Origin of the sequence: Microlunatus kandeliicorticis (assembly GCF_014137855.1) — a bacterium.
Classification (GTDB): domain Bacteria; phylum Actinomycetota; class Actinomycetes; order Propionibacteriales; family Propionibacteriaceae; genus Microlunatus; species Microlunatus kandeliicorticis.
Genome location: NZ_JACGWT010000005.1, coordinates 361,804 through 384,188, shown reverse-complemented (window position 1 = coordinate 384,188; position 22,385 = coordinate 361,804). Strand labels below are relative to the sequence as shown.

The 22,385-nt window shown below is 73.6% G+C and carries 20 protein-coding genes and 1 tRNA gene; 11 read left to right on the top strand and 10 right to left on the bottom strand.

Translation table 11 applies throughout. The features are described 5' to 3' along the window. Positions 1 to 33: 33 nt before the first annotated feature. Positions 34 to 1,194, bottom strand: a complete 1,161-nt coding sequence (locus tag FHX74_RS16420) for an ROK family transcriptional regulator (protein WP_182561259.1) — start codon at positions 1,192 to 1,194, stop codon at positions 34 to 36. A gap of 478 nt (positions 1,195 to 1,672) precedes the next feature. Between FHX74_RS16420 and FHX74_RS16415 the strand changes: the two genes are divergently transcribed. Together FHX74_RS16415 and FHX74_RS16410 are read left to right on the top strand one after the other, a co-directional pair. Then, positions 1,673 to 2,728: an NAD-dependent epimerase/dehydratase family protein gene (locus tag FHX74_RS16415; protein ID WP_182561258.1), complete on the top strand. Its 1,056-nt coding sequence runs from the start codon at positions 1,673 to 1,675 to the stop codon at positions 2,726 to 2,728. Continuing rightward, the gene (locus FHX74_RS16410) at positions 2,725 to 4,974 is read left to right on the top strand and encodes a glycosyltransferase (RefSeq protein WP_182561257.1); all 2,250 of its coding nucleotides are present in this window, start codon (positions 2,725 to 2,727) and stop codon (positions 4,972 to 4,974) included. Before FHX74_RS16415 ends, FHX74_RS16410 begins: the two co-directional genes overlap by 4 nt. Here the strand turns inward: FHX74_RS16410 and FHX74_RS16405 are convergent. Then, positions 4,901 to 5,425: a GtrA family protein gene (locus FHX74_RS16405; protein ID WP_220484062.1), complete on the bottom strand. Its 525-nt coding sequence runs from the start codon at positions 5,423 to 5,425 to the stop codon at positions 4,901 to 4,903. The two genes, FHX74_RS16410 and FHX74_RS16405, sit on opposite strands and share 74 nt — an antisense overlap. Before the next feature lie 171 nt (positions 5,426 to 5,596). Between FHX74_RS16405 and FHX74_RS16400 the strand changes: the two genes are divergently transcribed. After that, positions 5,597 to 6,757, top strand: a complete 1,161-nt coding sequence (locus FHX74_RS16400) for an NAD-dependent epimerase/dehydratase family protein (RefSeq protein ID WP_182561256.1) — start codon at positions 5,597 to 5,599, stop codon at positions 6,755 to 6,757. Between the two features lie 92 nt (positions 6,758 to 6,849). On the opposite strand, the gene FHX74_RS16395 is transcribed toward FHX74_RS16400, so the two are convergent. Next, a complete protein-coding gene (locus tag FHX74_RS16395; RefSeq protein ID WP_182561255.1) occupies positions 6,850 to 7,872 on the bottom strand; it encodes an aldo/keto reductase in 1,023 nt (340 codons plus the stop codon). Between the two features lie 161 nt (positions 7,873 to 8,033). Between FHX74_RS16395 and FHX74_RS16390 the strand changes: the two genes are divergently transcribed. After that, positions 8,034 to 9,446 (top strand): MFS transporter, encoded by a 1,413-nt coding sequence (locus FHX74_RS16390; RefSeq protein ID WP_328823874.1) that lies wholly within the window; start codon positions 8,034 to 8,036, stop codon positions 9,444 to 9,446. A 39-nt stretch (positions 9,447 to 9,485) separates the two neighbouring features. Here the strand turns inward: FHX74_RS16390 and FHX74_RS16385 are convergent. Further along, positions 9,486 to 9,571 (bottom strand) — tRNA-Leu (locus FHX74_RS16385). A 153-nt stretch (positions 9,572 to 9,724) separates the two neighbouring features. Here FHX74_RS16385 and FHX74_RS16380 point away from each other — a divergent pair. The 3 genes from FHX74_RS16380 to FHX74_RS16370 are packed head-to-tail and all read left to right on the top strand — an operon-like array spanning position 9,725 to position 12,792. Beyond that, positions 9,725 to 10,465: a VIT1/CCC1 transporter family protein gene (locus FHX74_RS16380; protein ID WP_182561254.1), complete on the top strand. Its 741-nt coding sequence runs from the start codon at positions 9,725 to 9,727 to the stop codon at positions 10,463 to 10,465. Between the two features lie 24 nt (positions 10,466 to 10,489). Further along, positions 10,490 to 11,407, top strand: coding sequence for an aminoglycoside phosphotransferase family protein (locus FHX74_RS16375; protein WP_182561253.1), 918 nt, complete (start codon positions 10,490 to 10,492; stop codon positions 11,405 to 11,407). 59 nt (positions 11,408 to 11,466) lie between these two features. Continuing rightward, complete coding sequence (locus FHX74_RS16370; RefSeq protein ID WP_182561252.1) at positions 11,467 to 12,792, top strand: M20/M25/M40 family metallo-hydrolase; 1,326 nt, start codon at positions 11,467 to 11,469, stop codon at positions 12,790 to 12,792. Positions 12,793 to 13,081: 289 nt separating this feature from the next. Here the strand turns inward: FHX74_RS16370 and FHX74_RS16365 are convergent, their stop codons facing one another. Both FHX74_RS16365 and FHX74_RS16360 read right to left on the bottom strand, forming a co-directional pair. Further along, positions 13,082 to 13,885, bottom strand: a complete 804-nt coding sequence (locus FHX74_RS16365) for a hypothetical protein (protein WP_182561251.1) — start codon at positions 13,883 to 13,885, stop codon at positions 13,082 to 13,084. After that, positions 13,882 to 14,694: a hypothetical protein gene (locus tag FHX74_RS16360; RefSeq protein ID WP_182561250.1), complete on the bottom strand. Its 813-nt coding sequence runs from the start codon at positions 14,692 to 14,694 to the stop codon at positions 13,882 to 13,884. The genes FHX74_RS16365 and FHX74_RS16360 overlap by 4 nt, the downstream gene beginning before the upstream one ends. Positions 14,695 to 14,944: 250 nt before the next feature. On the opposite strand from FHX74_RS16360, the gene FHX74_RS16355 reads away from it, so the two are divergent. Further along, complete coding sequence (locus FHX74_RS16355; RefSeq protein ID WP_182561249.1) at positions 14,945 to 15,766, top strand: DUF4397 domain-containing protein; 822 nt, start codon at positions 14,945 to 14,947, stop codon at positions 15,764 to 15,766. A gap of 92 nt (positions 15,767 to 15,858) precedes the next feature. Continuing rightward, positions 15,859 to 16,473 carry a class F sortase gene (locus tag FHX74_RS16350; protein WP_182561359.1) on the top strand — a complete coding sequence of 205 codons (615 nt, stop codon included), beginning with the start codon at positions 15,859 to 15,861 and terminating at the stop codon, positions 16,471 to 16,473. 18 nt (positions 16,474 to 16,491) lie between these two features. Here the strand turns inward: FHX74_RS16350 and FHX74_RS16345 are convergent, their stop codons facing one another. Beyond that, complete coding sequence (locus FHX74_RS16345) at positions 16,492 to 18,063, bottom strand: DEAD/DEAH box helicase (protein ID WP_407941498.1); 1,572 nt, start codon at positions 18,061 to 18,063, stop codon at positions 16,492 to 16,494. Between the two features lie 230 nt (positions 18,064 to 18,293). On the opposite strand from FHX74_RS16345, the gene FHX74_RS16340 reads away from it, so the two are divergent. Next, on the top strand, positions 18,294 to 18,989 hold the full coding sequence (locus FHX74_RS16340) for a ferritin-like fold-containing protein (RefSeq protein ID WP_182561248.1): 696 nt from the start codon (positions 18,294 to 18,296) through the stop codon (positions 18,987 to 18,989). 27 nt (positions 18,990 to 19,016) lie between these two features. Here FHX74_RS16340 and FHX74_RS16335 read toward each other — a convergent pair whose 3' ends face one another. Beyond that, positions 19,017 to 19,604, bottom strand: coding sequence for a TetR/AcrR family transcriptional regulator (locus tag FHX74_RS16335; protein WP_328823873.1), 588 nt, complete (start codon positions 19,602 to 19,604; stop codon positions 19,017 to 19,019). Between the two features lie 89 nt (positions 19,605 to 19,693). On the opposite strand from FHX74_RS16335, the gene FHX74_RS16330 reads away from it, so the two are divergent. Continuing rightward, complete coding sequence (locus FHX74_RS16330) at positions 19,694 to 20,719, top strand: aldo/keto reductase (RefSeq protein WP_182561246.1); 1,026 nt, start codon at positions 19,694 to 19,696, stop codon at positions 20,717 to 20,719. A gap of 58 nt (positions 20,720 to 20,777) precedes the next feature. Here FHX74_RS16330 and FHX74_RS16325 read toward each other — a convergent pair whose 3' ends face one another. Continuing rightward, a complete protein-coding gene (locus FHX74_RS16325; RefSeq protein ID WP_182561245.1) occupies positions 20,778 to 21,002 on the bottom strand; it encodes a DUF3107 domain-containing protein in 225 nt (74 codons plus the stop codon). Positions 21,003 to 21,063: 61 nt separating this feature from the next. Beyond that, positions 21,064 to 22,362 (bottom strand): PP2C family serine/threonine-protein phosphatase, encoded by a 1,299-nt coding sequence (locus FHX74_RS16320; protein ID WP_182561244.1) that lies wholly within the window; start codon positions 22,360 to 22,362, stop codon positions 21,064 to 21,066. Positions 22,363 to 22,385 lie beyond the last annotated feature (23 nt).

Here is a 22,385-nt window from a genome sequence, read left to right as displayed (position 1 = left end):
ACGGAATCGCGCGGGCCCGGGCACCGCGCCGGGTCAGGCGTTGAGCCGCCGCTGCAGCTCGGGCTCGTGCCGCACCGGGTCGTCGAAGTAGCGGTCGAGGAACAGCATCCCGGCCGCGACCACCGGCTCCACCCGCCCCGGGCCGAACCGGAGCAGGTCGGCGCGACGGCCGGACAGCTCGACGAAGGTCTGCTCGACCTCGGGCTGGAAGCCGCCCCAGGCGAGGGCGGAGCCGCCGACCAGCAGGCGGTCGGGATCGACGAGGTCGGCCAGCACCGCGAGCGCCTGGCCGATGGCCCGTGCTCGGGTCCGCAGCAGCGCGACGGCCGGCCGCGACCGGTCGTCGGCCGCGGCGACGAGCTCGGCGTAGCCGTCCTCGCCGCCGATGACCTTCTTGGCCCGGGCCGCCTCGACCAGCGCGACGTCGGTGGCCACCGCGCCGAGGCAGCCGGTCTGGCCGCAGCCGCACTCGGGGCCGCGGGCGCCGGGGACGGGCAGGTGGGCGACGCCTCCGGCCTCGCCGGTGTGGCCACGGTGCACGTGCCGGTCGATCAGGAGCGCGGCGGAGATCTCCTCGCCCACCGAGAGGTGGATGAGGTGCTGGGCCTGTTCGTCGGTGGCCAGCGCGGCGAGCGCCTCGCCCCGGACCGGCTGGTCGAGCTCGACCGGCAGACCCAGGTGGTCGGCGATCGGAGCGGAGACGAGGACGTCGTCCCAGCCGCGGTCGCGCCGCCCGCGGACCGCACCGTGCTCACGGTCGACCCGGCCCGCCGAGGTCACGCCGACGCCGACGGCCACGCACTGGTCGGGCAGCGCCTTGACGACCCGCGCCAGCAACCGGGCGCCGGCCTGGACCGAGCGGGCGGCCGAGCCGTCCGGGTAGTCGGCGCTCCGCTCGACCAGCACGGTGCCGCGCAGGTCGAGAGCCGCGGCGGTGATCGAGTCCGGGCCGAGGTGCAGGGCGAGCACCGCCCGGCGGTGCGGGTTGAAGTCGACCGGCACCCGCGGGCGGCCGGTCAACCGCAGGCTGTGGGTGTCGGCGCGCTCGACGAGGATCTCGGCCTCGGTCAGGTTGGCCACCAGCTTGGTGACGGTGGCCGGCGAGATGCCGGTGTACTCGGCGAGCTCCACCCGGGCCCGCGGTCCGAGCACGCGGAGAGCCCGCAGCAGCGAGCCCATGTTCATCTCGCGCATCGCGGCGGGCTGGAGGGGCTGGGCCTGGCCGTGGGACGGCAGGCGGAGGACCGGGACCGGTCGAGTTCCCTCAGGACTCGACACCCGGCGGGCGGCATAGGGGCGCACGTCAGTCACCTTTCTCGAACTCACGGTGCCTCGATCTGTATTCACCTGCGGTGGGTGCAGAACGCTGTGGTGCAGAAGTGAGCGGTGCAGCCCGGCCGATGCACGGGTCGGCATCGTCACCGGAGCGGCGTGCAGTGACAGTAGCGTCGAACGTCGCGAACGGGTGCCGTGTCGGGTCAGGAATTCCTTCGCTCCTTCTCAGTTCTTGGTCAATTCGGTCGTTCCAGCGCCGGTAGGCGTTCCTGAGGGTTTTGTCGCCGTCCCGCACTAATTGCGGAGCTTCGACGGGGATCCGAACTCGCGGTGCGGCGGGCGTCCCGGGTCGTGTACGGACACGGGGATCCACGGCTCGGTCCTCTACCTTGGCCCGATGACCGGAGCAGTCCGCCCGACCGATCCCGTACCGACCGGCGACGTGCCGACGGGTGCGCACGCGACTGCGCAGCATGATCATCACGATGATCGGTCCGGAGGTGCCGACGGGCCGGCCCACGTGCTGCTCACCGGCGGCTCGGGCTTCATCGGCCGGGAGGTGCTGGCGCGGCTGCGCAAGCGCGGCGACCGCGTCACCGTGCTCGACCTGGCACCGGTGCCCGCACCGTTCGACGAGGATCCCGGGGTCGACCGGATCGCGGGCGACCTGACCACCGACGAGCCCTACCGGGTGCTGGAGGAACGGCTCGACCGGGATCCCGAGCCGCCGACGGCGATCGTCCACCTGGCCGCGGTCACCTCGGTGCTCGGCTCGAAGGAACGACCCGAGGCCACCTTCCGGCTCAACGTCGCCTGCACCCAGCGGTTGCTCGAGCTGGCCCGGACCCGCGGCATCGCGGTCTTCGTGCTGGCCTCGACCAACGCGGTCACCGGCGACGTCGGCACGCGGGTGATCGACACCGAGATCGCACCGACCCCGCTGACCCCATACGGCGCCACCAAGGCGGCCGCCGAGATGCTCGTCCTGGGTTACGCCGGCAGCTATGACCTCGCCGGTGCCGCGCTGCGGTTCACCAACGTCTACGGACCCGGGATGGCGGCCAAGGACAGCTTCGTCCCGCGGATGATGCGCGCCGCCCTGTCCGGCGACACGGTGAAGGTCTACGGCACCGGGCGGCAGAGCCGCGACCTCGTCCACGTCTCCGACGCGGCCGCGGGGGTGCTCGCGGCGATCGACCGCCGGTTCACCGGGCGGGCGGTGATCGGGTCGGGGGAGTCGGTCACCGTCCTCGAGCTGGTCGACCGGGTCCGGGCCGTCACCGGCCGCCCGCTGCCCGCCGAGCACGTGCCCGCGCCGAAGGGCGAGATGCCCGCCGTCCGGGTCGACGTCCGCCGGTCGCTCACCGACCTCGGCTGGGCCCCGAGGGTGGGGCTCGACGAGGGGCTGGCCGGGGTCTGGCGCGACTTCCGCGGCGCGGCGGCCGACGGGTGAGACGCCGGGTCCTGCCGCACCTGCTGTTCGCGGTGCTGCTGGTCAGCGGCGCCGTGCTGCGCTGGCTGGCCTGGACCGCCTACCGGCCGGCCATCCTCTACATCGACAGCTTCCGCTATCTCTACCTGAGCACCGAACCGCAACCCGACGCGATCGACCCGCTCGGCTACCCGCTGATCCTGGCCCATCTGCTCACCGACGGCCAGGGCCGCGACGACGGCACCCTCGCCTCGGTCGCGGGGCTGCAGCACCTGCTCGGGCTGGGCATCGCGCTCGCGCTCTACCTGTTGCTGCTGCGGATCGGGGTCCGGCCCTGGCTGGCCGCGCTGGGGCTGGCGCCGTTCCTGCTCGACGCCTACCAGGTCCAGATCGAAGAGATGATCATGTCGGAGACCTGGTTCCTGGCGCTGCTGACGGTGGCGCTGTGGCTGCTGCTCGCCGGCCGCGGGCTGTCCTGGTGGCGTGCCGGGCTGGCCGGTGCGGTGATCGGGGCGGCGATGTTCGTCCGGATCATCGGCGGGGTGGCGATCGTGCCGGTGCTGATCTTCTGTCTGACCGCCGCGGTCCACGGCCGCCGGCTCCGCGCGGCGCGGGTGGTGCTGCGCACCGGACTGGCCGCGCTGGCCTTCGGCGGCGTGGTGCTCGCCTACGCCCACCACTACAAGGAACAGACCGGCCACTGGGGCCTGACCACCGCGCACGGGAACGCGCTCTACGGCCGCGCGGCCAGCATCGCCGACTGCGACCGGCTGCCGCTCGACCCGACGCTGCGGATGTTCTGCCCGGTCGAGCGGCTCGACGCGCGCAACGACATCGACTACTACGCCAACATCGTCTTCGGCAACGACTACTGGCCGGCCGACCTGCCGGCCGGGGCGGACAAGAACGCCCTGGCCCGCCAGTTCGCGATCACCGTGATGACCCACCAGCCGGTCGGCTTCTTCGGCGGCATCCTCGGGGACTTCGCCAAGAACTTCTCGCCCTGGAAGATCACCTTCGGCGACGGGCTGCCGGTCGAGCGCTGGCAGTTCCAGACCAGCTATCCCTACGACCCGCCCGGCGACACCCAGCCCGACTACTGGTCGCAGCGCTACGACAAGATCAAGCCGTCGGTCGACGTCGGCATCGCGTCCTTCCTGCGCAGCTACCAGCTCGGGGTCGGGCACACGCCCGGGCCGGCGCTGGCGGTCGCCGCGGTGCTCGGGGTGGTGGGAGGCTGGCCCCGCCGGGAGCGGCGCCGACCCGACGACGGACAGGCCCGGGAAGTCCGGCGGCTGACCCGGGCGGCGGCGCTGACCACCGGGCTCGGGCTCACCCTGCTGTTCGGTGCGGACGCGTTCGAGTTCTCCTGGAGGTACCAGATCCCCGGTCTGCTGACCCTGCCGCTCGGCGGCGCGCTCGGGCTGAGCGCGCTGCTCGGTCGTCGGCGTGCCCGTCCGCCGCTGGCCCCGTTCCCCGACCCGGTCGACGCGGCCGCGGTCACCGCCTTCGACCGTGAGCACCCGGGCCTGGCTTTGGCCCCGGTCGCCGTGGTGATCGCCGCCTACAACGAGGGCCCCGGGATCGGACCGGTGCTGACCGGGATGCCTGCGCGCTGCGTCGCCGGCCCGGTGTCGGTGCTGGTGGTGGTCGACGGCGCCTCCGACGACACCGCGGCCGCCGCCCGCGCCGCCGGCGCGCTGGTGGCCGACGTCCCGGTCAACCGCGGCCAGGGCGCGGCGCTCCGGCTCGGTTACCGGCTGGCCGCCCGATACGGGGCGTCGCTGGTCGTCACCACCGACGCCGACGGCCAGTACGACATCGCCGAGCTCGACCGGCTGCTGGCCCCGATCGTCGAGGACCGGGCCGACTTCGTCACCGGCTCGCGACGGCTCGGCTCCGAGCAGCACGACAGTCGGGTGCGCTGGCTGGGGGTGCGGGTGTTCGCGGTGGTCGCCTCGGTGCTGACCCGCCGCCGGATCACCGACACCTCGTTCGGGTTCCGGGCGATGCGGACCTCGTTGGTCGCCGAGCTGCCGCTGCGCGAGCCGCAGTACCAGTCCTCCGAGCTGCTGCTGCGGGTGATCGGGGCCGGGGCCCGGGTGGTCGAGGTGCCGTCGAGCATGCGGCTGCGTTCCAGCGGGGCGAGCAAGAAGGGCGGCAGCCTGGTCTACGGGGCCAACTACGCGCGGGTCATGCTGGGGACGTGGGCCCGGCTGGGTCGGCGTCGTCGCTCGGCGGTGCGGCGGTCGCGGCCGGCCGGTTGAGCCGGGCGGTCGGACCGAAGATCAGCCGGTCGAGCAGCACGAACTTCACGCCGAACATCACCGCGTAGGTGCCCAGGTAGGAACCGGTGACCACGGCCGTCCGCACCAGGTGCGAGCCCACCGGGGCGACCAGGTGGTCGGTGACGTTCGTCACCGCGATCGCCAGCAGCGCGGTGCCGACCACCACGGTCGCGTAGGGCAGCAGCTCGCGGACGCCGCGGATCCGGTCCCGCCGCTTCCAGGTCCAGAAGCGGTTGAGGAAGTAGTTGGGGATGGCTCCCGCCACGAACGCCGACACGCTGGCCACCGTGGGCGCGCCGTGCAGGTAGTAGACGAGGGCGAAGACCGCCTGGCTGAGCCCGGTCGAGATCAGCGAGCTGGCCCCGAACTTGCCGAGCATCCGCCACCGGAACCGGGCCGCGAGTGGCCGCCGGGCCGGGCGCGCGGGCACGCCGTTTCGCGCGGTCACGGTTTTCTCAGGCAAGATGTCCCTCGAGTTCGTCCTGTCGTCGCCGGCGACCGCGTCTTCCCCGGGGCGCTGTGCCGGTCCACGCCGGGAGAACCCACCGAAGGACGGCCCACGGTGGTCGCCAGACGATCGAGATCGTAAAGGATCATTCTCGTGCGCGTGCTCGTACTCGGAGCCGACGGTTACCTCGGGTGGCCGACCGCTCTCCACCTGTCCGACCAGGGCTACACCGTCGGACTCCTGGACAACTTCGCCCGCCGGGGTTACGACGAGGAGCTGGGCAGCGGCAGCCTGGTCCCCATCGAGGAGCTGAAGGTGCGCCGGGACGTCTGGCAGGAGCTCAGCGGCCAGGCGATGGAGCTGTACACCGGAGACCTGCTCGACGCCGACTTCGTCACCGAGACGGTCCGGCACTTCGCCCCGGACGCGATCGTGCACTTCGCCGAGCAGCGGTCCGCGCCCTACTCGATGATCGACCTGGCGCACGCCTCGTACACCCAGCACAACAACGTCATCGGCAACCTGAACGTGATGTTCGCGATCGCCAGCGTCAACCCGGACATCCACCTGGTGAAGCTCGGCACGATGGGGGAGTACGGCACCCCGAACATCGACATCGAGGAGGGCTGGCTCGAGGTCGAGCACAACGGCCGCCGCGACCGGATGCTCTTCCCGAAGAAGCCGGGCAGCTTCTACCACCTGTCCAAGGTGCACGACAGCCACAACATCGAGTTCGGCTGCCGGATCTGGGGGCTGCGCGCCACCGACCTCAACCAGGGCGTGGTCTACGGCCAGCAGACGCCGCAGACCGAGCGCGACCCGCGGCTGGCCACCCGGTTCGACTACGACGCGGTGTTCGGCACCGTGCTCAACCGCTTCGTCATCCAGGCCGTGCTCGGTGAGCCGCTGACCGTCTACGGGACCGGCGGCCAGACCCGTGGCCTGCTCGACATCCGCGACACCGTGGCCTGCATCCAGCTGGCCATCGACCACCCGGCCGAGCGCGGCGAGTTCCGGGTCTTCAACCAGATGACCGAGAGCTACTCGGTCAGCCAGATCGCCGACATCGTCTCGCGGACCTACCCGGGCGAGGTGCGGGTCGAGCACCTCGACAACCCGCGGGTCGAGGCCCCGGAGCACTACTACAACGTCAAGCACACCGGGCTGGTCGAGCTCGGCCTGCAGCCGCACCTGCTCTCGGACACCCTGATCGAGTCGATGTTCGGGATCGTCGAGCAGCACCAGGACCGGGTGCAGCGGAACCGGCTGCTGCCCAGCGTGAAGTGGCGGGAGACCCGCAACTCCGTCGGCTGAGCCGCCGGACCCCGACGACCACACAGCCCTCCGACGGACCGGGACACCTTTCGGGCCCGTCGGAGGGCTGAGTCGTCTCCGGACCTAATGGCTCAGGCGTTGAGCGCGCGGTGCCGCTGCTGGACGCCCATCTCGCCGTAGGGGTAGTCGGCGGCCTCGGGCACGCTGGCCTCGTCGAGCGCGGCGGTCTCGGCGTCGTCGAGGTGCAGGTCGGCGGCCTTGAGGTTGTCGTGCAGCTGCTCGAGGGTGCGGGCGCCCAGGATGGTCGAGGTGACACCGGGCTGGTCGGTCACCCAGGCGAGCGCGACCTCGGCCATGCTGACCCCGCGACCCTCAGCCACGGTCTGGACCGCGTCGACGATCCGCCAGGTGCGCTCGGTGCCGCGCCGGTCGTAGGCCTCCATGCCGCGCTGCGGGTTCTCGCCGAGCCGGGTGGCGCCGGTCGGCCGCTGGTCGCGGGAGTACTTGCCGGTCAGCCAGCCGCCGCCGAGCGGGCTCCACGGCAGCAGGCCCAGCCCGCCGTCGATGGCGGCCGGGACGATCTCCCACTCGATCTCGCGGACGATCAGGCTGTACTGCGGCTGGAGCGAGACCGGCGCCACCAGCCCGAGCTCGTGGGCGAGCCGGACCGCCTTGGTCAGCTGCCAGCCGGTGAAGTTGCTGAAGCCGTAGTAGCCGATCTTGCCCTGGGCCACGAACCGGTCGAGCGTGCGCAGCGTCTCCTCGAGCGGGGTGTGCGCGTCGAAGGCGTGCATCTGGTAGAGGTCGACGTGCTCGAGCCCGAGCCGGCGCAGCGAGGCGTCGAGGGCGCGGGTGAGGTGCCGGTTGGAGAGGCCGAGCGCGTTCGGCTCGCCGCCGCCGAACCGGCCCTTGGTGGCCAGCACCACCCGGTCGGTCACCTCGGCCGGCCGGTCGGCGAACCAGCGCCCGATGATCTCCTCCGAGACGCCGCCGGAGTACACGTCGGCGGTGTCGACCAGCGTGCCGCCGGCCTCGACGAAGGCGTCGAGCTGGGCGAAGGAGACCTCCTCGTCGCTCTCGCTGCCGAAGGTCATCGTGCCCAGGCAGAGGTTGGACACGGCGCAACCGCTGGCGCCGAGGGTGCGGTAGAGCATGCGGAACTCCTTGCGGGTCAGGGATCCGCGGACGGCGGGCCCGGGTTCACGAGCCGGTCCGCGAGGAAAGTCGGTGAACGGCCAGTCTGTCGGGCCGGTCCGGCGTCCCTCGATCCGGGGGTGGGTCCGGCGCTGCGGAGTGCACCGGTTTGGATGGACCGGTGCCCGGCTCCGCCACCACCCGACGTCCGTCGACGCTGAACCGGCCGCTCGCGCTGCTGGTGGCCGGGACGTTCTTCATGGAGAACCTCGACGCCACCATCATCGCCACGGCCGCGCCGGCGATGGCCCGCGACCTCGGGGTGGCGGCGGTCGACGTCAACGCGGCGATGACCGCCTATCTGGTCACCGTGGCCATCGGCATCCCGGTCAGCGGCTGGCTGACCGACCGGTTCGGCGGCCGCCGGATCCTGCTGCTGGCCATCGCCGTCTTCACCCTGTCCTCGGTGCTGTGCGCGCTGAGCGTCAACCTGCCGATGCTGGTGGTGGCCCGGATCGTCCAGGGTGCGGGCGGCGCGTTGATGGTCCCGGTCGGCCGGCTGGTGGTGCTCCGGGTGACCGCGCGGTCCGACCTCCTCGACGCCATCGCCTACCTGACCTGGCCCGCGCTGCTGGCGCCGGTGGTGGCGCCGGCGATCGGCGGCTGGATCGTCACCGTGGCCGGGTGGCCGTGGATCTTCCTGATCAACGTCCCGCTCGGCGTGGTGGCCGCGGTGGTGGCCTGGCGGATCGTCCCGGACGAGCGCGCCGAGCGGGTCGGCCGGCTCGACCTGGTCGGCTTCCTGCTCTGCGCCGGGCTGCTCGGGTCGGCGCTGGTCGCCCTCGAGTCGGTCAGTGCCGGGGCGGCGGACTCGGGGACGCTCGTGGTGCTGCTGCTCGGGCTGGCCGCGGCGCTCACCGTGGCGGTCGTGCTGTGGTGGCGGCGGACCCCGGAACCGCTGCTCCGGTTCGGATCGCTTCGGGTCGCCTCCTTCCGGACGGGCAACGCCGGGGGACTGGTCTACCGGATGTTGATCAACGCGGTGCCGTTCCTGCTGCCGCTGCTCTTCCAGCTGCGGTTCGGGCTCAGCCCGGTGCGGGCGGGCCTGCTGGTGCTGCTGCTCTTCGTCGGCAACCTGGCCATCAAGCCGGTCACCTCGCCGCTGATCCGCCGGTTCGGTTTCCGGCTGGTGCTGATCATCAGCGTCGCCGCCGGGGCAGCGATGATGGCTGCGATCGCCGCGTTCACCCCGACGACGTCGCTGCTGGTGATCGTCCCGGTGCTGGTGGCCAGCGGGGCGTTCCGCTCGATCGGGTTCAGCGGCTACAACTCGCTGCAGTTCGCCGACATCGAACCTGCCGACATGGCCGACGCCAACACGCTCTCGGCCACCCTCCAGCAGCTCGCGGTCGGGCTCGGGGTCGCGGTCGGCGCCCTGCTGCTGCGGTTCGGTGACGCCCTGGCTCCGGACGGCGGGTCGATCAGCGCGTACGGGATCGCCTTCGCCGCGCTGGCGGTGCTGATGCTGATCCCGTTGGTGGAGGCGGTGGTGCTGCCGCGGACCGCAGGCGACGAGGTCGCCGCGCGGCGTTGACCGCGAACGGTCGTTCGCCGGCTTCGCTGGTGTCGTGTGTGTCCGAGGGGGGACTTGAACCCCCATGCCCCGCAAAGGGCACTAGCACCTCAAGCTAGCGCGTCTACCTATTCCGCCACCCGGACCGGGTCACCCGCCGACGCGTCGACGGGGCCCGTGAACTATAGCAACGCGGCCCCGGGCGACCCAATCGGCGAGGCCGGCGGGCGGGCCAGGCGCGAGGTGAGGTGAGCCTTTCCTGTCTGGAATCATTCCAGAAAACCACTAGGCTGAGGGCCATGAGCGAGATCAGTTCGACCGCCGCCGGCACCACGGATGCGCAGCACCCGAGCGAGCCGCACGCGCAGGGCCTCAACGGACGGCTCAACTGGCTGCGAGCCGGCGTGCTCGGCGCCAACGACGGCATCGTCTCGGTCGCCGGCATCGTCGTCGGTGTGGCCGGTGCCTCCGTCTCGCGCGGCACCATCGGCGTCGCAGGACTGGCCGGTCTGGTCGCCGGGGCGCTCTCGATGGCCGCCGGGGAGTACGTCTCGGTGAGCACTCAGCGCGACAGCGAGCGCGCGCTGATCGCCAAGGAGAAGCACGAGCTGGCGACCATGCCCGAGCAGGAGCTCGACGAGCTGACCGAGATCTACGCGGCTAAGGGCCTGCGGCCCGAGCTGGCCCGCCAGGTCGCCGAGGAGCTGACCGCCAAGGACGCGCTGAGCGCCCACCTCGAGGCCGAGCTCAACCTCGACGCCGACGACCTGTCCAACCCGTGGAGCGCCGCCGCCGCGTCGGCCGCGGCCTTCACCGTGGGCGCGCTGCTGCCGCTGCTGGTGATCCTGCTGGTCCCGGCCGGCATCCGGGTGCCGCTGACCTTCGTCGCGGTGATCGCGGCCCTGGCCCTGACCGGCGCGGTGAGCGCCCGGCTCGGCGACTCCTCGGGTCGCCGGGCGATGCTGCGGAACGTGGTCGGCGGTGCGCTGGCCATGATCGTCACCTATCTGGTGGGCACCGCGGTCGGCACGGTCGTCTGAGCCGAACCGGGCAGACTCGGCCCGGTGATCACCGTCCCGCGCCCGTTCGCCGAGCTGGTCGCCCGGCGCGAAGGCGCCGCCGGTGCATCCTGGCTGGCGAACCTCCCGACGCTCGTCGACGATCTGCTCGACCGGTTCGGCTGCCGCCCCGACGGCCCGCCCGGGTTCGGTGGGGTGGGCCTGGTGGTCCCGGTCCGCCGGGACGACGAGCCCGCCGTGCTCAAGGTCTCGATGCCGCACCCCGGCAACGTCGGGGAGGCAGCCGCACTGCGGCTGCTCGGCGGCCGCGGGGCGGTGCGGTTGCTCGACGACGACCCCGAGCGGTACGCCCTGCTGCTGGAACGCGTCGGTCCCGCCGCGCTCACCATTCTCGAGGACCGTCCCGACGCGGTGATCGAGATCGCCGGCGCGCTCGCCCGTCGGCTCGCCGTCCTGGTCCCGCCCGGCCGCGGGTCCGGCCTGACCCGGCTGGCCGACACCTGCCCCGGCTGGCACGACCAGCTCGACCACCAGCTGTCCGCGTATCCCGACGCGCTGCCCGCAGCCGCCGTCCGGCGCGCCCGCGCGACGATCGACCTGCTCGCCGGCGACCGGACCAGCACCCTGCTGCACGGCGACCTGCACGCCGGCAACGTGCTGGCCGCCGGCCGCGAGCCCTGGCTGGCCATCGACCCGAAGGGCTGGACCGGAACGGCCGCCCACGACACGTTCACGGTGGTCGCAGCCGGCCGGGAGGGACTCCGCGGGCTGGACGCGGCCGGGCTCGCCACCGAGCTCGACCGGCGGATCCGTCGGTTCGCGGGTGTCGCCGGCCTCGATGTCGAGCTGTGCCGCGCCTGCGTGCAGGCCCGGGCGGTCAGCTCGCTGCTGTACCAGCTCGAGCAGCCGCAGGGCGACTGGTTCGACCTCACCCTGCTCCGGGTCGCCGCGACGGCCGGCTGATCCTGACCGGCGCGGGCCCGCGACCGGAGCCGCCGCGGGGCCGGTGCGAGGATGACGGCATGACGCAGCCGAGCCCCGACTACGCGCCCGACGCCGAGGTCACCGCGATCGCCCGCGACCTGATCCGGATCGACACCTCGAACTACGGCACCTCGGACGGGCCGGGCGAGCGCAAGGCCACCGAGCACGTCGCCGCGCTGCTCGACGAGGTCGGGATCGACGTCGAGCTCTACGAGTCCGAGCCGCGGCGGACCACCCTGGTCGCCCGCTGGGAGCCCGAGGGGGTCGACCGCGACGCCGCCCCGCTGCTGATCCACGGGCACCTCGACGTCGTCCCGGCCAACGCCGACGACTGGAGCGTCGACCCGTTCGCCGGTGAGGTGCGCGACGACTGCCTCTGGGGTCGGGGTGCGGTCGACATGAAGGACTTCGACGCGATGGTGCTCAGCGTCGTCCGGGCCCGGGCGCGCGCCGGCGTGGCGCCACGGCGTCCGATCCGGCTGGCCTTCACCGCGGACGAGGAGGCCGGCAGCGGGCTCGGCGCCCAGTGGCTGGCCGACCACCACCCGGAGACCGTCCGGGACTGCACCGAGGCGATCGGCGAGGTCGGCGGGTTCTCGCTGACCGTCCGCGACGACCTGCGGCTCTATCTGGTGCAGACGGCCGAGAAGGGCATCGCCTGGCTGCGGCTGATCGCCGACGGCCGGGCCGGCCACGGTTCGTTCCGCAACGACGACAACGCGGTCACCGAGCTGGCCGCGGCGGTGGCGCGGATCGGTGCGCACCGCTGGCCCAACCGGATCACCGACTCCCAGCGCGGTTTCCTCGACGCCGTGGCCGAGGCGTTCGGGATCGAGCTCGACCCCGAGGACGCCGAGGAGACCCTCGCCCGGCTGGGCAGCATCGCGCGGATGGTCGGCGCGACGATGTCGAACACGGTCAACCCGACCATGCTCGAGGCCGGCTACAAGGTGAACGTCATCCCGGGCCGGGCCACCGCCTCGATCGACGGCCGGTTCGTCCCCGGTGGGCGCGAGGAGCTGCTCGCCACCGTCGACGAGCTGATCGGGGACAAGGTCCGGGCCGAGGTGATCAACGACCAGCCCGCCGTCGAGACCGAGTTCTCCGGGGCCCTGGTCGAGGCCATGCAGACCTGCCTGCAGGCCGAGGACTCCGGCGCCCGCGCGGTGCCGTTCCTGATGAGCGGCGGCACCGACGCCAAGGCCTGGGACCGCCTGGGCATCCGATGCTTCGGGTTCGCGCCGCTGCGGCTGCCCCCGGACCTCGACTTCGCCGGGATGTTCCACGGCGTCGACGAGCGGGTCCCCACCGCCTCGCTCGAGTTCGGCGCCCGGGTGCTCGACCGGTTCCTCACCCTGGCCTGAGGGCGGGACGCACGCCGTCCGCGCGCCGAGCATGTCGAGGCGCTGCGCCGGGGATGGGCGCTCGGGCCCCTCGACAGGCTCAGGGCACGGTGGTCGTGCTCGCGCGCTGAGCTTGTCAGGCTCAGGGCACGGTGGGCGGGCTCGTGCGCTGAGCTGGTTGAGGCGTTGGGCCGGAAGTGGGCGCTCGGGCCCTTCGACAGGCTCAGGGGACGGTGGTCGGGCTCGCGCGCCGAGCTTGTCAGGCTCAGGGCGCGGCGCTCGCGCTCGTGCGCTGAGCTTGTCGAAGCGGTCAGGCGGCGGAGCCGAGCAGCAGCACGACGAGGCTCAGCACCAGGGCGGCGGCCAGCCAGGGACGGGCGACCGGGAGTGTGAGGGCTCCGGAGGTCCCGGTGCCGTTCGCCGGACGGACCGCGAGCACGGTGCACAGCGCGGCCAGGCCGACTCCGACCAGCGCCGCGGTGGCCGGCCCGGGAGCAGCGCCGGCACCCGACGGGGCGGTCAGGGCGGCCAGCACACCGGCCAGCGCGCCGAGGGCGGCGACCACCCCGGCGGTCGCCGCGGCGAGCCGGGCGCGGGCCCCCCGCACCGCGGCATCCGCTCCAGGAGGGGTGTCACGCTCGGAGCCGGCGACCAGGGCGATCAGCGCCCCCGCCCAGCCGGCCACTCCGACCAGCAGCAGCCCCGCGGCCCAGCTGGCCAGCGGCCAGTCGGGCCGACGGACGACGGCCCCGGTGAGCACCACGGTGACCGCGACCAGCCCGACCAGGACCAGGCCCAGGGCGCGGGCCCGGGTGGACACCGGCGGCCGGGTCAGGTCGGGCCGGAGCGCCGCGGTCGCCACCAGCAGGGCCACCCGGGCCAGCGCGGCGGCACCCAGCAACCGGTCCGACCCGGTCAGGCCGAGCACCAGCGCGCCGGCGGCAGTCAGCACGAGCACCAGCAGCCCGAGCCGGTGCAGCCGGCCGAGCAGCGGCGTGGGGCGTCCGGGTGCGGTGGTCAGCCACCCGATCAGCGGTCCGGCCCAGAGGGCGAAGCCGAGCACCGCGAGCCCGTGCACCAGCGCCGCGAGCCAGCCGGCGGTCGCGCCGCTCACTGCGGTGCCGGGAGGTCGAACTGCACGACCACCAGGGCCTCGTCGCGGGGCAGCGCCCGGGTCGTCCACCGGTCGCCGCCGGAGCCCTGCTGGCACAGCTGGCCGTCGCCGGACAGCAGCGGGCACTGGACGCTGTGGACGTCCGTGCCGACCGCGGTGACCTGGACGTCGTCGCTGCCGTCGGTCGGGCGGCTGAGCGGGGCCAGCGCCGCGAGGGCCCGGCCGGCGGTGGAGGGGACGCTGCGCACGGTGACCCCGCCGAGCACATAGCGGAGCTGGAAGTCGCGCCCCGCGCTCGGGGCCTCGAGCTGCCAGCCGCTACCGCGGCGGTCTATCAGCACGGCCTGCCCGTCGGCGCTGGCCTGGAGGTCCGTGACCGTGGCGCGCTGGCCGCCGAAGTCGCCGCCGAGCCGGGAGATCCGGGGCACCGCCAGCCGCAGCGTGGTGGTCGGCTCGGTCAACCGGACCTGTTCGACCACGTCCCAGCTGCCGTCGCTGCGCGGGCTGGCCACCACGCTCGTCCCTGCGGTGGTGAGGCCCGGCCCGGACCCGGACGGCCCCGACCCGGGAGATCCGGGCGCGGACGTCCCGTCCGCGCCCGCGGACGAGCTCGCGGTGGCGCCGGACCGCGGGCCCGGTGTCGAGGACGACGACGCGGTGGCGGCCCCGGAGGGTCCCGCGGTGGTGTCGACCGGCCCGGCCACCGGACCGCCCGCACCGGGCCCCGTCGTACGGTCCGGGTCCGGGGTGACCAGGAAGAAGACGACGGCCGCGACCAGCAGGAGCACGGTGGCGGCCAGACCGAGCACCTGTCGGCGACGTGCGGGGCTGCGGTCGGTCTCCCGGCGCTCCGACGTCCCCGGTGCGGCGGGACGCGACGTCGTCCCCGGGACAGACACCGTTTCGCACCCCCCGGTTCGCGTTCTGGTGTGTCGATCCACCCTAGCCGCCGTCGTCGATCTGCGCCGACGGTCCGCAGCACGCCCCGATCCGGGCTAGGGTCGCAGGGTCGTATCGCGTGGGCCCGTCGCCGGGCCCGACTTTCGGGGGAAAGAGAACATGGCTGACGACGTCCGTACCGGTGTGCGTCCGGGGATCCGCTCCCGTGGGCCGCGCGCGCTCAGCACCCGCCGCGCCGTGCTCGGCGGGCTGGCCACGGCCGGTCTGGCCGGCGCGCTGCTCACGGCCGGACTGCTGCCCAGCGGCGCCTCGGACAAGGCGACGCTCTATCTGGTCCAGGGTCTGCCGGGCGACAAGATCAGCTTCACCGTGAACGGCAAGACGCTGGCCAGCGACGTCGCCGGCGCGCAGGTCGTCGGACCGTTCAGCGTGTCCGCCGGCAAGGTCACCTTCGGCTTCGGTTGGGACGGCAAGCAGCAGCTGACCCGCACCATGGAGGTCAAGGCGGGCAGCAACTCCGACGTGGTGCTGCACCTGCCGGCGCAGGGCTCGGGCGAGACGGTGACCACCTTCCGCAACGACCTCGCCGCCGTGCCGCAGGGCAAGGCCAACCTGACGGTCGCGCACGTCGCCGCCGTCCCCGCCGCCGACATCCAGGTGGACGGCAAGGTGCTGTTCGCCAACGTGGCCAACGGCGAGTCGCTCAACCTGACCGTCCCCGCCGAGACCTACTCGGTGAAGATCGTCCCCACCGGCAAGGACTCGCCGGTGATCCTCGGCCCGCTGAAGCTCAGCGTGAAGGCCGGATCGCTCAACCGGGTCTACGCCTTCGGTCGGCCCTCGGACAAGACGATGAACGTCGCCGTGCACACCATCGCGGTGCGCAACTCCGGCTCGTCCGCGCCGAACCGGGTCCCGACCGGGTCCGGCGGTCTCGCGCTCGACAGCCGGCCGGCGCCGATCGGGGAGCTGCTGCGCTGACCGCCCGCGAGCACCGTCCGGGTCCGCGGTCCCGACCGGGTCACCCGGGTCGCCTCGGCGCGTCGGCCGCCGCGCTGCTCGCCGCCGTCGTGATGCAGTCCGGGTGCGCCGGGCCGCAGAGTGCGGCGCCGGCCCCCGCGGCTCCCAGCGTCCGGTCGAGCGCGAACGCGTCGAGCACACCGGCGGAGCCGAGCCCCGAGCCGGTCCGCGAGGGGCGCCCGGCGCGCCCGAACCTGGCCTTCCGGCCGACCCGGATCGAACTGCCCGGCGGATCGTCGGCGGCGGTGGTGCCGGCCGCGACCGTCAACGGGGTGCTCAGCGTGCCCGAGAACGTCCAGCACGTCGGCTGGTGGGACGGCAGCGCCCTGGTCGGCGATCCGTACGGCGCCACGGTGATCGCCGGGCACATCGACTCGGCCACCGAGGGGCTCGGGTTCTTCTCGCGTCTGTTGTCGCTGCGCACGGGGGAGCAGGTCGTGGTGCGCGGGGCGGCCGCGACCGACGCGCCGGACGCCACCGTGCGGCACGCGGCCTTCCGGATCACCTCGGTGCGCACCGTGGCCAAGGACGCGCTGTCCAGCGACAGCCAGGCCTTCGAACAGGACGGGCCCCGGCGGCTGGTGCTGATCACCTGCGCCGGGGCCTATCTGCCGAGCCGGGGCGGCTACCAGAGCAACCTGGTGGTGGTCGCCGAGCCGCTCGGCTGATCGATCCGGACGGGCCGGTCAGCCCTCGCGGCTGACCGGGACGCCGTTGTGCAGTCGCTGCCGCGACCGGTTGCGACGCCGGCGGGGCTTGGCGGCGGTGGCGCCGTCGCCGTTCGCGCCGTCGGTGTCGCCCGCGGCCTCGGGTCGCGACTCGGCCCGCGTCTCGGAACGGTCGTCGCGCGCGTCGCCGTGGCCCTCGCCGCCCGAACGGCGCCGACCCGACCGGCGACCGCGGTCCCCGCGCTCGCCCCGGTCACCACGGTCACCACGCGACCGGTCGTCGCGGTCGGCGGCCGGCTTCGGCGGGACGATCCGGCCCTTGACCGCCGGGTCGATGCCGAGGTCGTGGAACAGGTGGGCCGAGGTCGAGTAGGTCTCCTCGGGCGTCTCGAACGGCAGCCCGAGGGTGTTGTTGATGACCTTCCACCGGGTGGTGTCGGGCCAGTCGACGAAGGTGATCGCCACGCCCGAGGCGCCGGCCCGACCGGTGCGGCCGATCCGGTGCACGTAGGTCTTGTCGTCCTCGGGGCACTGGTAGTTGATCACGTGGCTGACGCCGGTGACGTCGATGCCGCGGGCGGCGACGTCGGTGGCCACCAGCACGTCGATCTTGCCCTCGCGGAAGCGCTTGAGCGCCTTCTCCCGGAGCACCTGCGACAGGTCGCCGTGGATCGGGGCCGCGGCGAAACCGCGCTCCTCGAGGTCCTCGGCGAGCCGCTGCGCGCTGCGCTTGGTCCGGCAGAAGATCATCACCTTGTCGCGGTCCTCGGCCTGCAGGATCCGCGCCACCACCTCGGGCTTGTCGAGGTCGTGGGCCTGGTAGACGAACTGCGCCGTGGTCGGGACGGTGGTGCTGTCGCCCGCGGACTCGGCCCGGATGTTGACCGGGTGCCGCAGGTGCCGGCGGGCCAGACCGACGATCGCCGACGGCATGGTGGCCGAGAACAGCATCGTCTGGCGCAGCTCGGGGGTCTTGGCGAGGATCCGCTCGACGTCCGGCAGGAAGCCCAGGTCGAGCATCTCGTCGGCCTCGTCGAGCACCAGCACCTTGATGTGGCTGAGGTCGAGCGAGCCGCGGTCGGCCAGGTCGAGCAGGCGGCCCGGGGTGCCGACGACGACCTCGACGCCGTCGGACAGGCTGTCGAGCTGGCCGTCGTAGCCGACGCCGCCGTAGATCGTCATCACCCGTGCGGTGCTGCGGGCCCCGGCGACCTGGAGGTCCTTGCTGACCTGGCTGGCCAGCTCACGGGTCGGGGCGACCACCAGCGCCTGCGGGGCACCGGGCTTGGCCTGGGCCTCGAAGTCCGGGTCGCCGGGCACCAGGATCCGCTGCAGCAGGGTGACGCCGAAGGCCAGCGTCTTGCCGGTGCCGGTGCGCGCCTGGCCGATCATGTCGGCGCCGGTCAGCGCGATCGGGATGGCCATCGCCTGGATGGGGAAGGGATGCCGGATGTTGGCGTCCTCGAGCGCGGCCACGATGTCGGAGCGGACGCCGAGGTCGGCGAAGGTCTCCGGGAGCGGGCGCTCGGCCTCGGTCGTTCCCTCGTCGGTCGCCGGGGTGGTGGCGGGTTCGGCCGCGTCGGCGGCCAGGTCGGTGTGTGTCTCGGTCAGGATCAGAGCCTTGATCTGCGTCGCCCGCGCGGGGCGGTGGACTGGACCTGGACGGAGACCGGCCGGCCCGTCCGGAGGGGGAGCGGCGGGCAGCGGTCGCTGCGTCCAAGGACGCACCTTGGTGTGCGTACCTATCCATCCTAGCCGTTCCCGCCACCGACCCGTGACGAGCGCGCGGGCCGGGCGGGGCGACCCCCTAGGATGCGCCCGTGTCCGAACCCGCGCCCGGGCCCGTCGCGGCCGACGACCCCGGCTACACCGCGGGGGCGGTGGACCTGCTCGGGGTGCTCGCCTACGGCGAGCTGACCGCCTTCGACCGGCTGGCCGAGGACGCCCGGCTGGCGCCGAGCCTGGCCGACAAGGTGCACATGGTCGCGATGGCCTCCACCCAGTTCGAGCACTTCCGGCTGATCGAGGCCCGACTGGCCGAGCTGGGCACCGACGTGATGACCGCGATGCGCCCGTTCCACCGGCCGTTCGACAGCTTCCACGCCCACACCGCACCGAACTCGTGGCTCGAGGGCCTGGTCAAGGCCTACGTCGGGGACGGGTTCGCCGCCGACTTCTACCGCGAGATCGCCGCCTTCGTCGACGAGCGGACCCGTGCGGTGGTCGACGAGGTGCTGGCCGAGGACGCGCAGGCCGCCTTCGTGGTCGACCGGGTCCGGGCCGGGATCGCGGCCGACCCGGACGTGGCCGGACGGCTGGCGCTCTGGGGTCGGCGGCTGGTCGGCGAGGCGCTGAGCCAGGCGCAGCGGGTGGCGGCCGACCGGGACGCGCTGACCGGACTGCTGACCGGGACGGACGAGCGGCCGGGGATGGACCTGGCCGCGGCCAGCCGGATGTTCAGCCGCCTGGTGGAGAAGCACGCGGCCCGGATGTCCGACCTCGGGCTGCAGGCCTGAGCGTCCCGCCGGGGTCCACGACCGCGCTCAGCCGCCCGCGGACGGGACCCCGGGGCGGCTGCGCAGTCCGTCGAGCAGCAGCCGGACCATCGGGTTGGGGACGCCGTCGACCGACGGTGCTCGGTGGCTGAGGTCGGCGACCGCCATCAGGAAGTCGAGCGGATCGACCCCGTTCCGCACCTCCCCGCTGGCTTCGGCGGCCCGGAGCAGGGTGCTGATCGCCGGACCGAGGGTGTCGGTGAAGTGGGCCGGGAGCGCGTCGAAGGCCGGGTCGCCGGAGTGCAGCGCAGCCGACAGCCCCTGCTTGGTGGCCACGAACCGGGTGAAGCGCTCGACCCAGAGATCCAGCGCGCGTCCCGGCGGGTGGGCGGCGAGCAGGTCGTCGGCGGCCGCCGCGGTCGCGTCGATCTCGCTGGTGAACACCGCGGCGACCAGGGCCGCGCGGTGCGGGAAGTGCCGGTAGAGCGTGCCGACGCCGACCCCGGCCTCGGCGGCGATCTCGCGGGCGGGGGCGTCGACCCCCGAGCGGGCGAATACGGTCCGGGCCGCGACGAGCAGCGCATCGAGGTTCTGTCGTGCGTCCGCGCGCGCCGCGCGTTTGGGCGCTGTCGTCACTGCGCTCACCTCCCTTGCCGAAACGGAACAATGTTCCGTATGCTGAGAGGCAGCGGAACGGTGTTCCGCATCAGTCTAGAGGAGACGCCATGCGCTACCGGACCCTGGGACGCACCGGGATCAAGATCACGCCCTACGCGCTCGGCGCGATGATGCTCGGTTCGTTCGGCAACCCGGACCGGAAGGAGGGCGTCCGGATCATCCGGCGCGCCCTCGACGCCGGGATCAACCTGGTCGACACCGCCGACCGCTACGGGGACTCCGAGGAGGTGGTCGGTGAGGCACTGCAGGGCAGACGCGACGAGGTCGTGCTCGCCACCAAGTTCTTCGGGCCGGTCGACGACGACGTCAACCACCGCGGCGCCTCGCGACGCTGGATCGTCCAGGCCGTCGACCGCTCGCTGCGGAACCTGCGCACCGACTGGATCGACCTGTACCAGCTGCACCGGCCCGACCCGGAGACCGACATCGACGAGACCCTGTCAGCGCTCACCGACCTCGTCCAGCAGGGCAAGGTGCGGGCGATCGGCACCTCCTCGATGCGCGGCTCGGAGATCGTCGAGGCGCAGTGGACCGCCGAACGCCGCGGGTACGCCCGGTTCCGCACCGAGCAGCCGAACTACTCGATCCTCGACCGTGAGATCGAGCGCGAGATCCTCCCGGTGGCTCAGCGCTACGGGATGGGGACGCTGGTCTACAGCCCACTGGCCGGCGGCGCGCTGACCGGGCGCTACCGGGCCGATGGGGAGAACGCGAACTTCCGGGCCTCGACCGGGATGCGGCACTTCCACGACGAGCGTCGGCTCGCCGTCATCGAGCAGCTGGTGGCCCTCACCGACGAGGCCGGGGTCCCGCTCACCCACCTGGCGATGGCCTTCGCGATCAGCCACCCGGGCGTGACCGCCGCGATCCCCGGCCCGCGGACGATGGAGCAGCTCGAGGACACCCTGGCCGGGGCCGAGGTGGTGCTGGGCGACGACCTCCTCGACCGCATCGACGCGATCGTCCCTCCCGGCGAGAGCATCGGGGCGATGGACATGGTCTACCGCGGGCCCGAGGTCGCCGATCCGGCGCTGCGGCGCCGTCCTCCGGCGGCCCGGTCGGCCGCGGCCTAGACGCCGACGGACCACCGGACACCCGGTCCGGTGGTCGCGCGAGCAGGTGACCCGGAGGTCAGACGGCGCCGAAGCCGACCCGGCGGCCGTTCTCCTCGCCGATGTCGACGTAGCCGATCGACTTGGCCGGGATCAGCACCCGGCGGCCGTGCTCGTCGGTCAGGCTGAGCAGGGTCTCGTCCTTGATCGCGCTGAGCACCGCCTGCTCGATGTCGGCGGGTGCCTCCTTGACCTCGAGGACCACCTCGCGGTTGACGTTCTGGATCCCGACCTTGATCTCCACTTGTGCCTCCTCGACGCGCTGAGCGGGCTCAACCCTAGCCACCCGTTCCCAGCGGCCCGACTCAGCCGGGTTGAGCGGACGCCGGGGTGGTCGCCCCGACCCGGGCCAGCGCGGCGGTGACGTTGTCGCGCCCGCCCTGCTCGTTGGCCCAGCCGACCAGTGCGTCGGCCAGCGCCAACGCGCCGGGACGCACCCGGCCGGCGAGGTCGTCGACCAGCGCCTGGAGCGCGCGCGGGTCGGAGGCGTAGTTCCACAGCCCGTCGCTGCAGACCAGCAGCCACCCCGGGCCGTCGAGCTCGAGCAGCTCGACCCGCGGACGCAGCTCGGGGGCGTCGCCCCCGCCGATCCAGCCGGTGATCGCGTGCGCCCCCGGCCCGGTCTCGGCCTCGGCGCGCGGCACCCCCGCCTCGACCCGGAGCTGGGCCATCGAGTCGTCGGTGGACAGCAGCCGCGGGTCGCCGGCGTCGGGCAGCCAGTAGATCCGGGAGTCCCCGACCGAGGCCCAGCCGGCCAGCGCCGGACCCTCGCCGGGCGGTTGGTCGACTGGTTGGTCGACTGATTGGTCGACCACGGCGAGGGCGACCGTGGTGGCGGCGCGGCTGTCCGGCCCGGTCTGGGCCAGCACCTCCTCGTGCGCGGCGCGGACGGCCCGGGTCAGCCGTTCCACGGTGGCGGTCCGGTCGGCGAGCGGCCCGTCGCGGAGCACCTCACGGGCCGCGCGGGCACCGACCAGGCTGGCCAGCTCGGAGTCCGGCGCCGTGGTCACCCCGTCGCAGACCACCAGGACCGCGCGCCGGACGGACGGGTCGCCATCCGTGCCGTCAGGGGCGTGGAGGTCGTCCGTGGCGGCGGCGTCCTGGTTGTGCGGGTGACGCATCCCGCGGTCGCTGACCGCCGCCACCCACTGGCTCGGCTGCTCGCTGTAGTGGTCGCGGTCGTTGGTCAGCTGCAGCCCGCAGGCCTCGCAGAAGACGTCCTCGAAGGCGGCCGGCGTCCCGCACACCGGACAGCTGCGCAGCGCACCGCCGACCGGGCGGTCCGCGGGGGCCAGCTCCATGGTCAGCTGCGGGGGCTCGTCGTCCTCTGCGCCCGCCGTCGCGCCCGGACCGCCACCACCTCCGGCCGTGGTCGTGCCGGCCGCCGCCTCGAGCAGCGCGGCCCCGACGCCGGCGTCGGCCACGCCGACCTCCAGCTGGGCCGGGTCCAGCTGGGCCGGATCCAGCCGAGCGGGATCCAGCCGAGCGGGATCGAGCCGGGCGGGATCCAACGCGGACGGGTCGGTGGGCCCGGCACCCCCGGCGGGCGCGACCGGCGGGCGGTCGGGCGATCCGGCGGTCGGGCCGGGCGCGCTGGTCGACATCGGCCCACTCCTCGGTCGCGGGG

Excerpts from the sequence above, each read along its gene's own strand:
- FHX74_RS16370 (WP_182561252.1), top strand. The coding sequence starts at position 11,467 with ATGACGCAGCCGAGCCCCGACTACGCGCCCGACGCCGAGGTCACCGCG.
- FHX74_RS16380 (WP_182561254.1), top strand. The coding sequence starts at position 9,725 with ATGAGCGAGATCAGTTCGACCGCCGCCGGCACCACGGATGCGCAGCAC.
- FHX74_RS16420 (WP_182561259.1), bottom strand. The coding sequence starts at position 1,194 with ATGCGCGAGATGAACATGGGCTCGCTGCTGCGGGCTCTCCGCGTGCTC.
- FHX74_RS16355 (WP_182561249.1), top strand. The coding sequence starts at position 14,945 with ATGGCTGACGACGTCCGTACCGGTGTGCGTCCGGGGATCCGCTCCCGT.
- FHX74_RS16350 (WP_182561359.1), top strand. The coding sequence starts at position 15,859 with ATGCAGTCCGGGTGCGCCGGGCCGCAGAGTGCGGCGCCGGCCCCCGCG.
- FHX74_RS16330 (WP_182561246.1), top strand. The coding sequence starts at position 19,694 with ATGCGCTACCGGACCCTGGGACGCACCGGGATCAAGATCACGCCCTAC.
- FHX74_RS16320 (WP_182561244.1), bottom strand. The coding sequence starts at position 22,362 with ATGTCGACCAGCGCGCCCGGCCCGACCGCCGGATCGCCCGACCGCCCG.
- FHX74_RS16415 (WP_182561258.1), top strand. The coding sequence starts at position 1,673 with ATGACCGGAGCAGTCCGCCCGACCGATCCCGTACCGACCGGCGACGTG.
- FHX74_RS16395 (WP_182561255.1), bottom strand. The coding sequence starts at position 7,872 with ATGCTCTACCGCACCCTCGGCGCCAGCGGTTGCGCCGTGTCCAACCTC.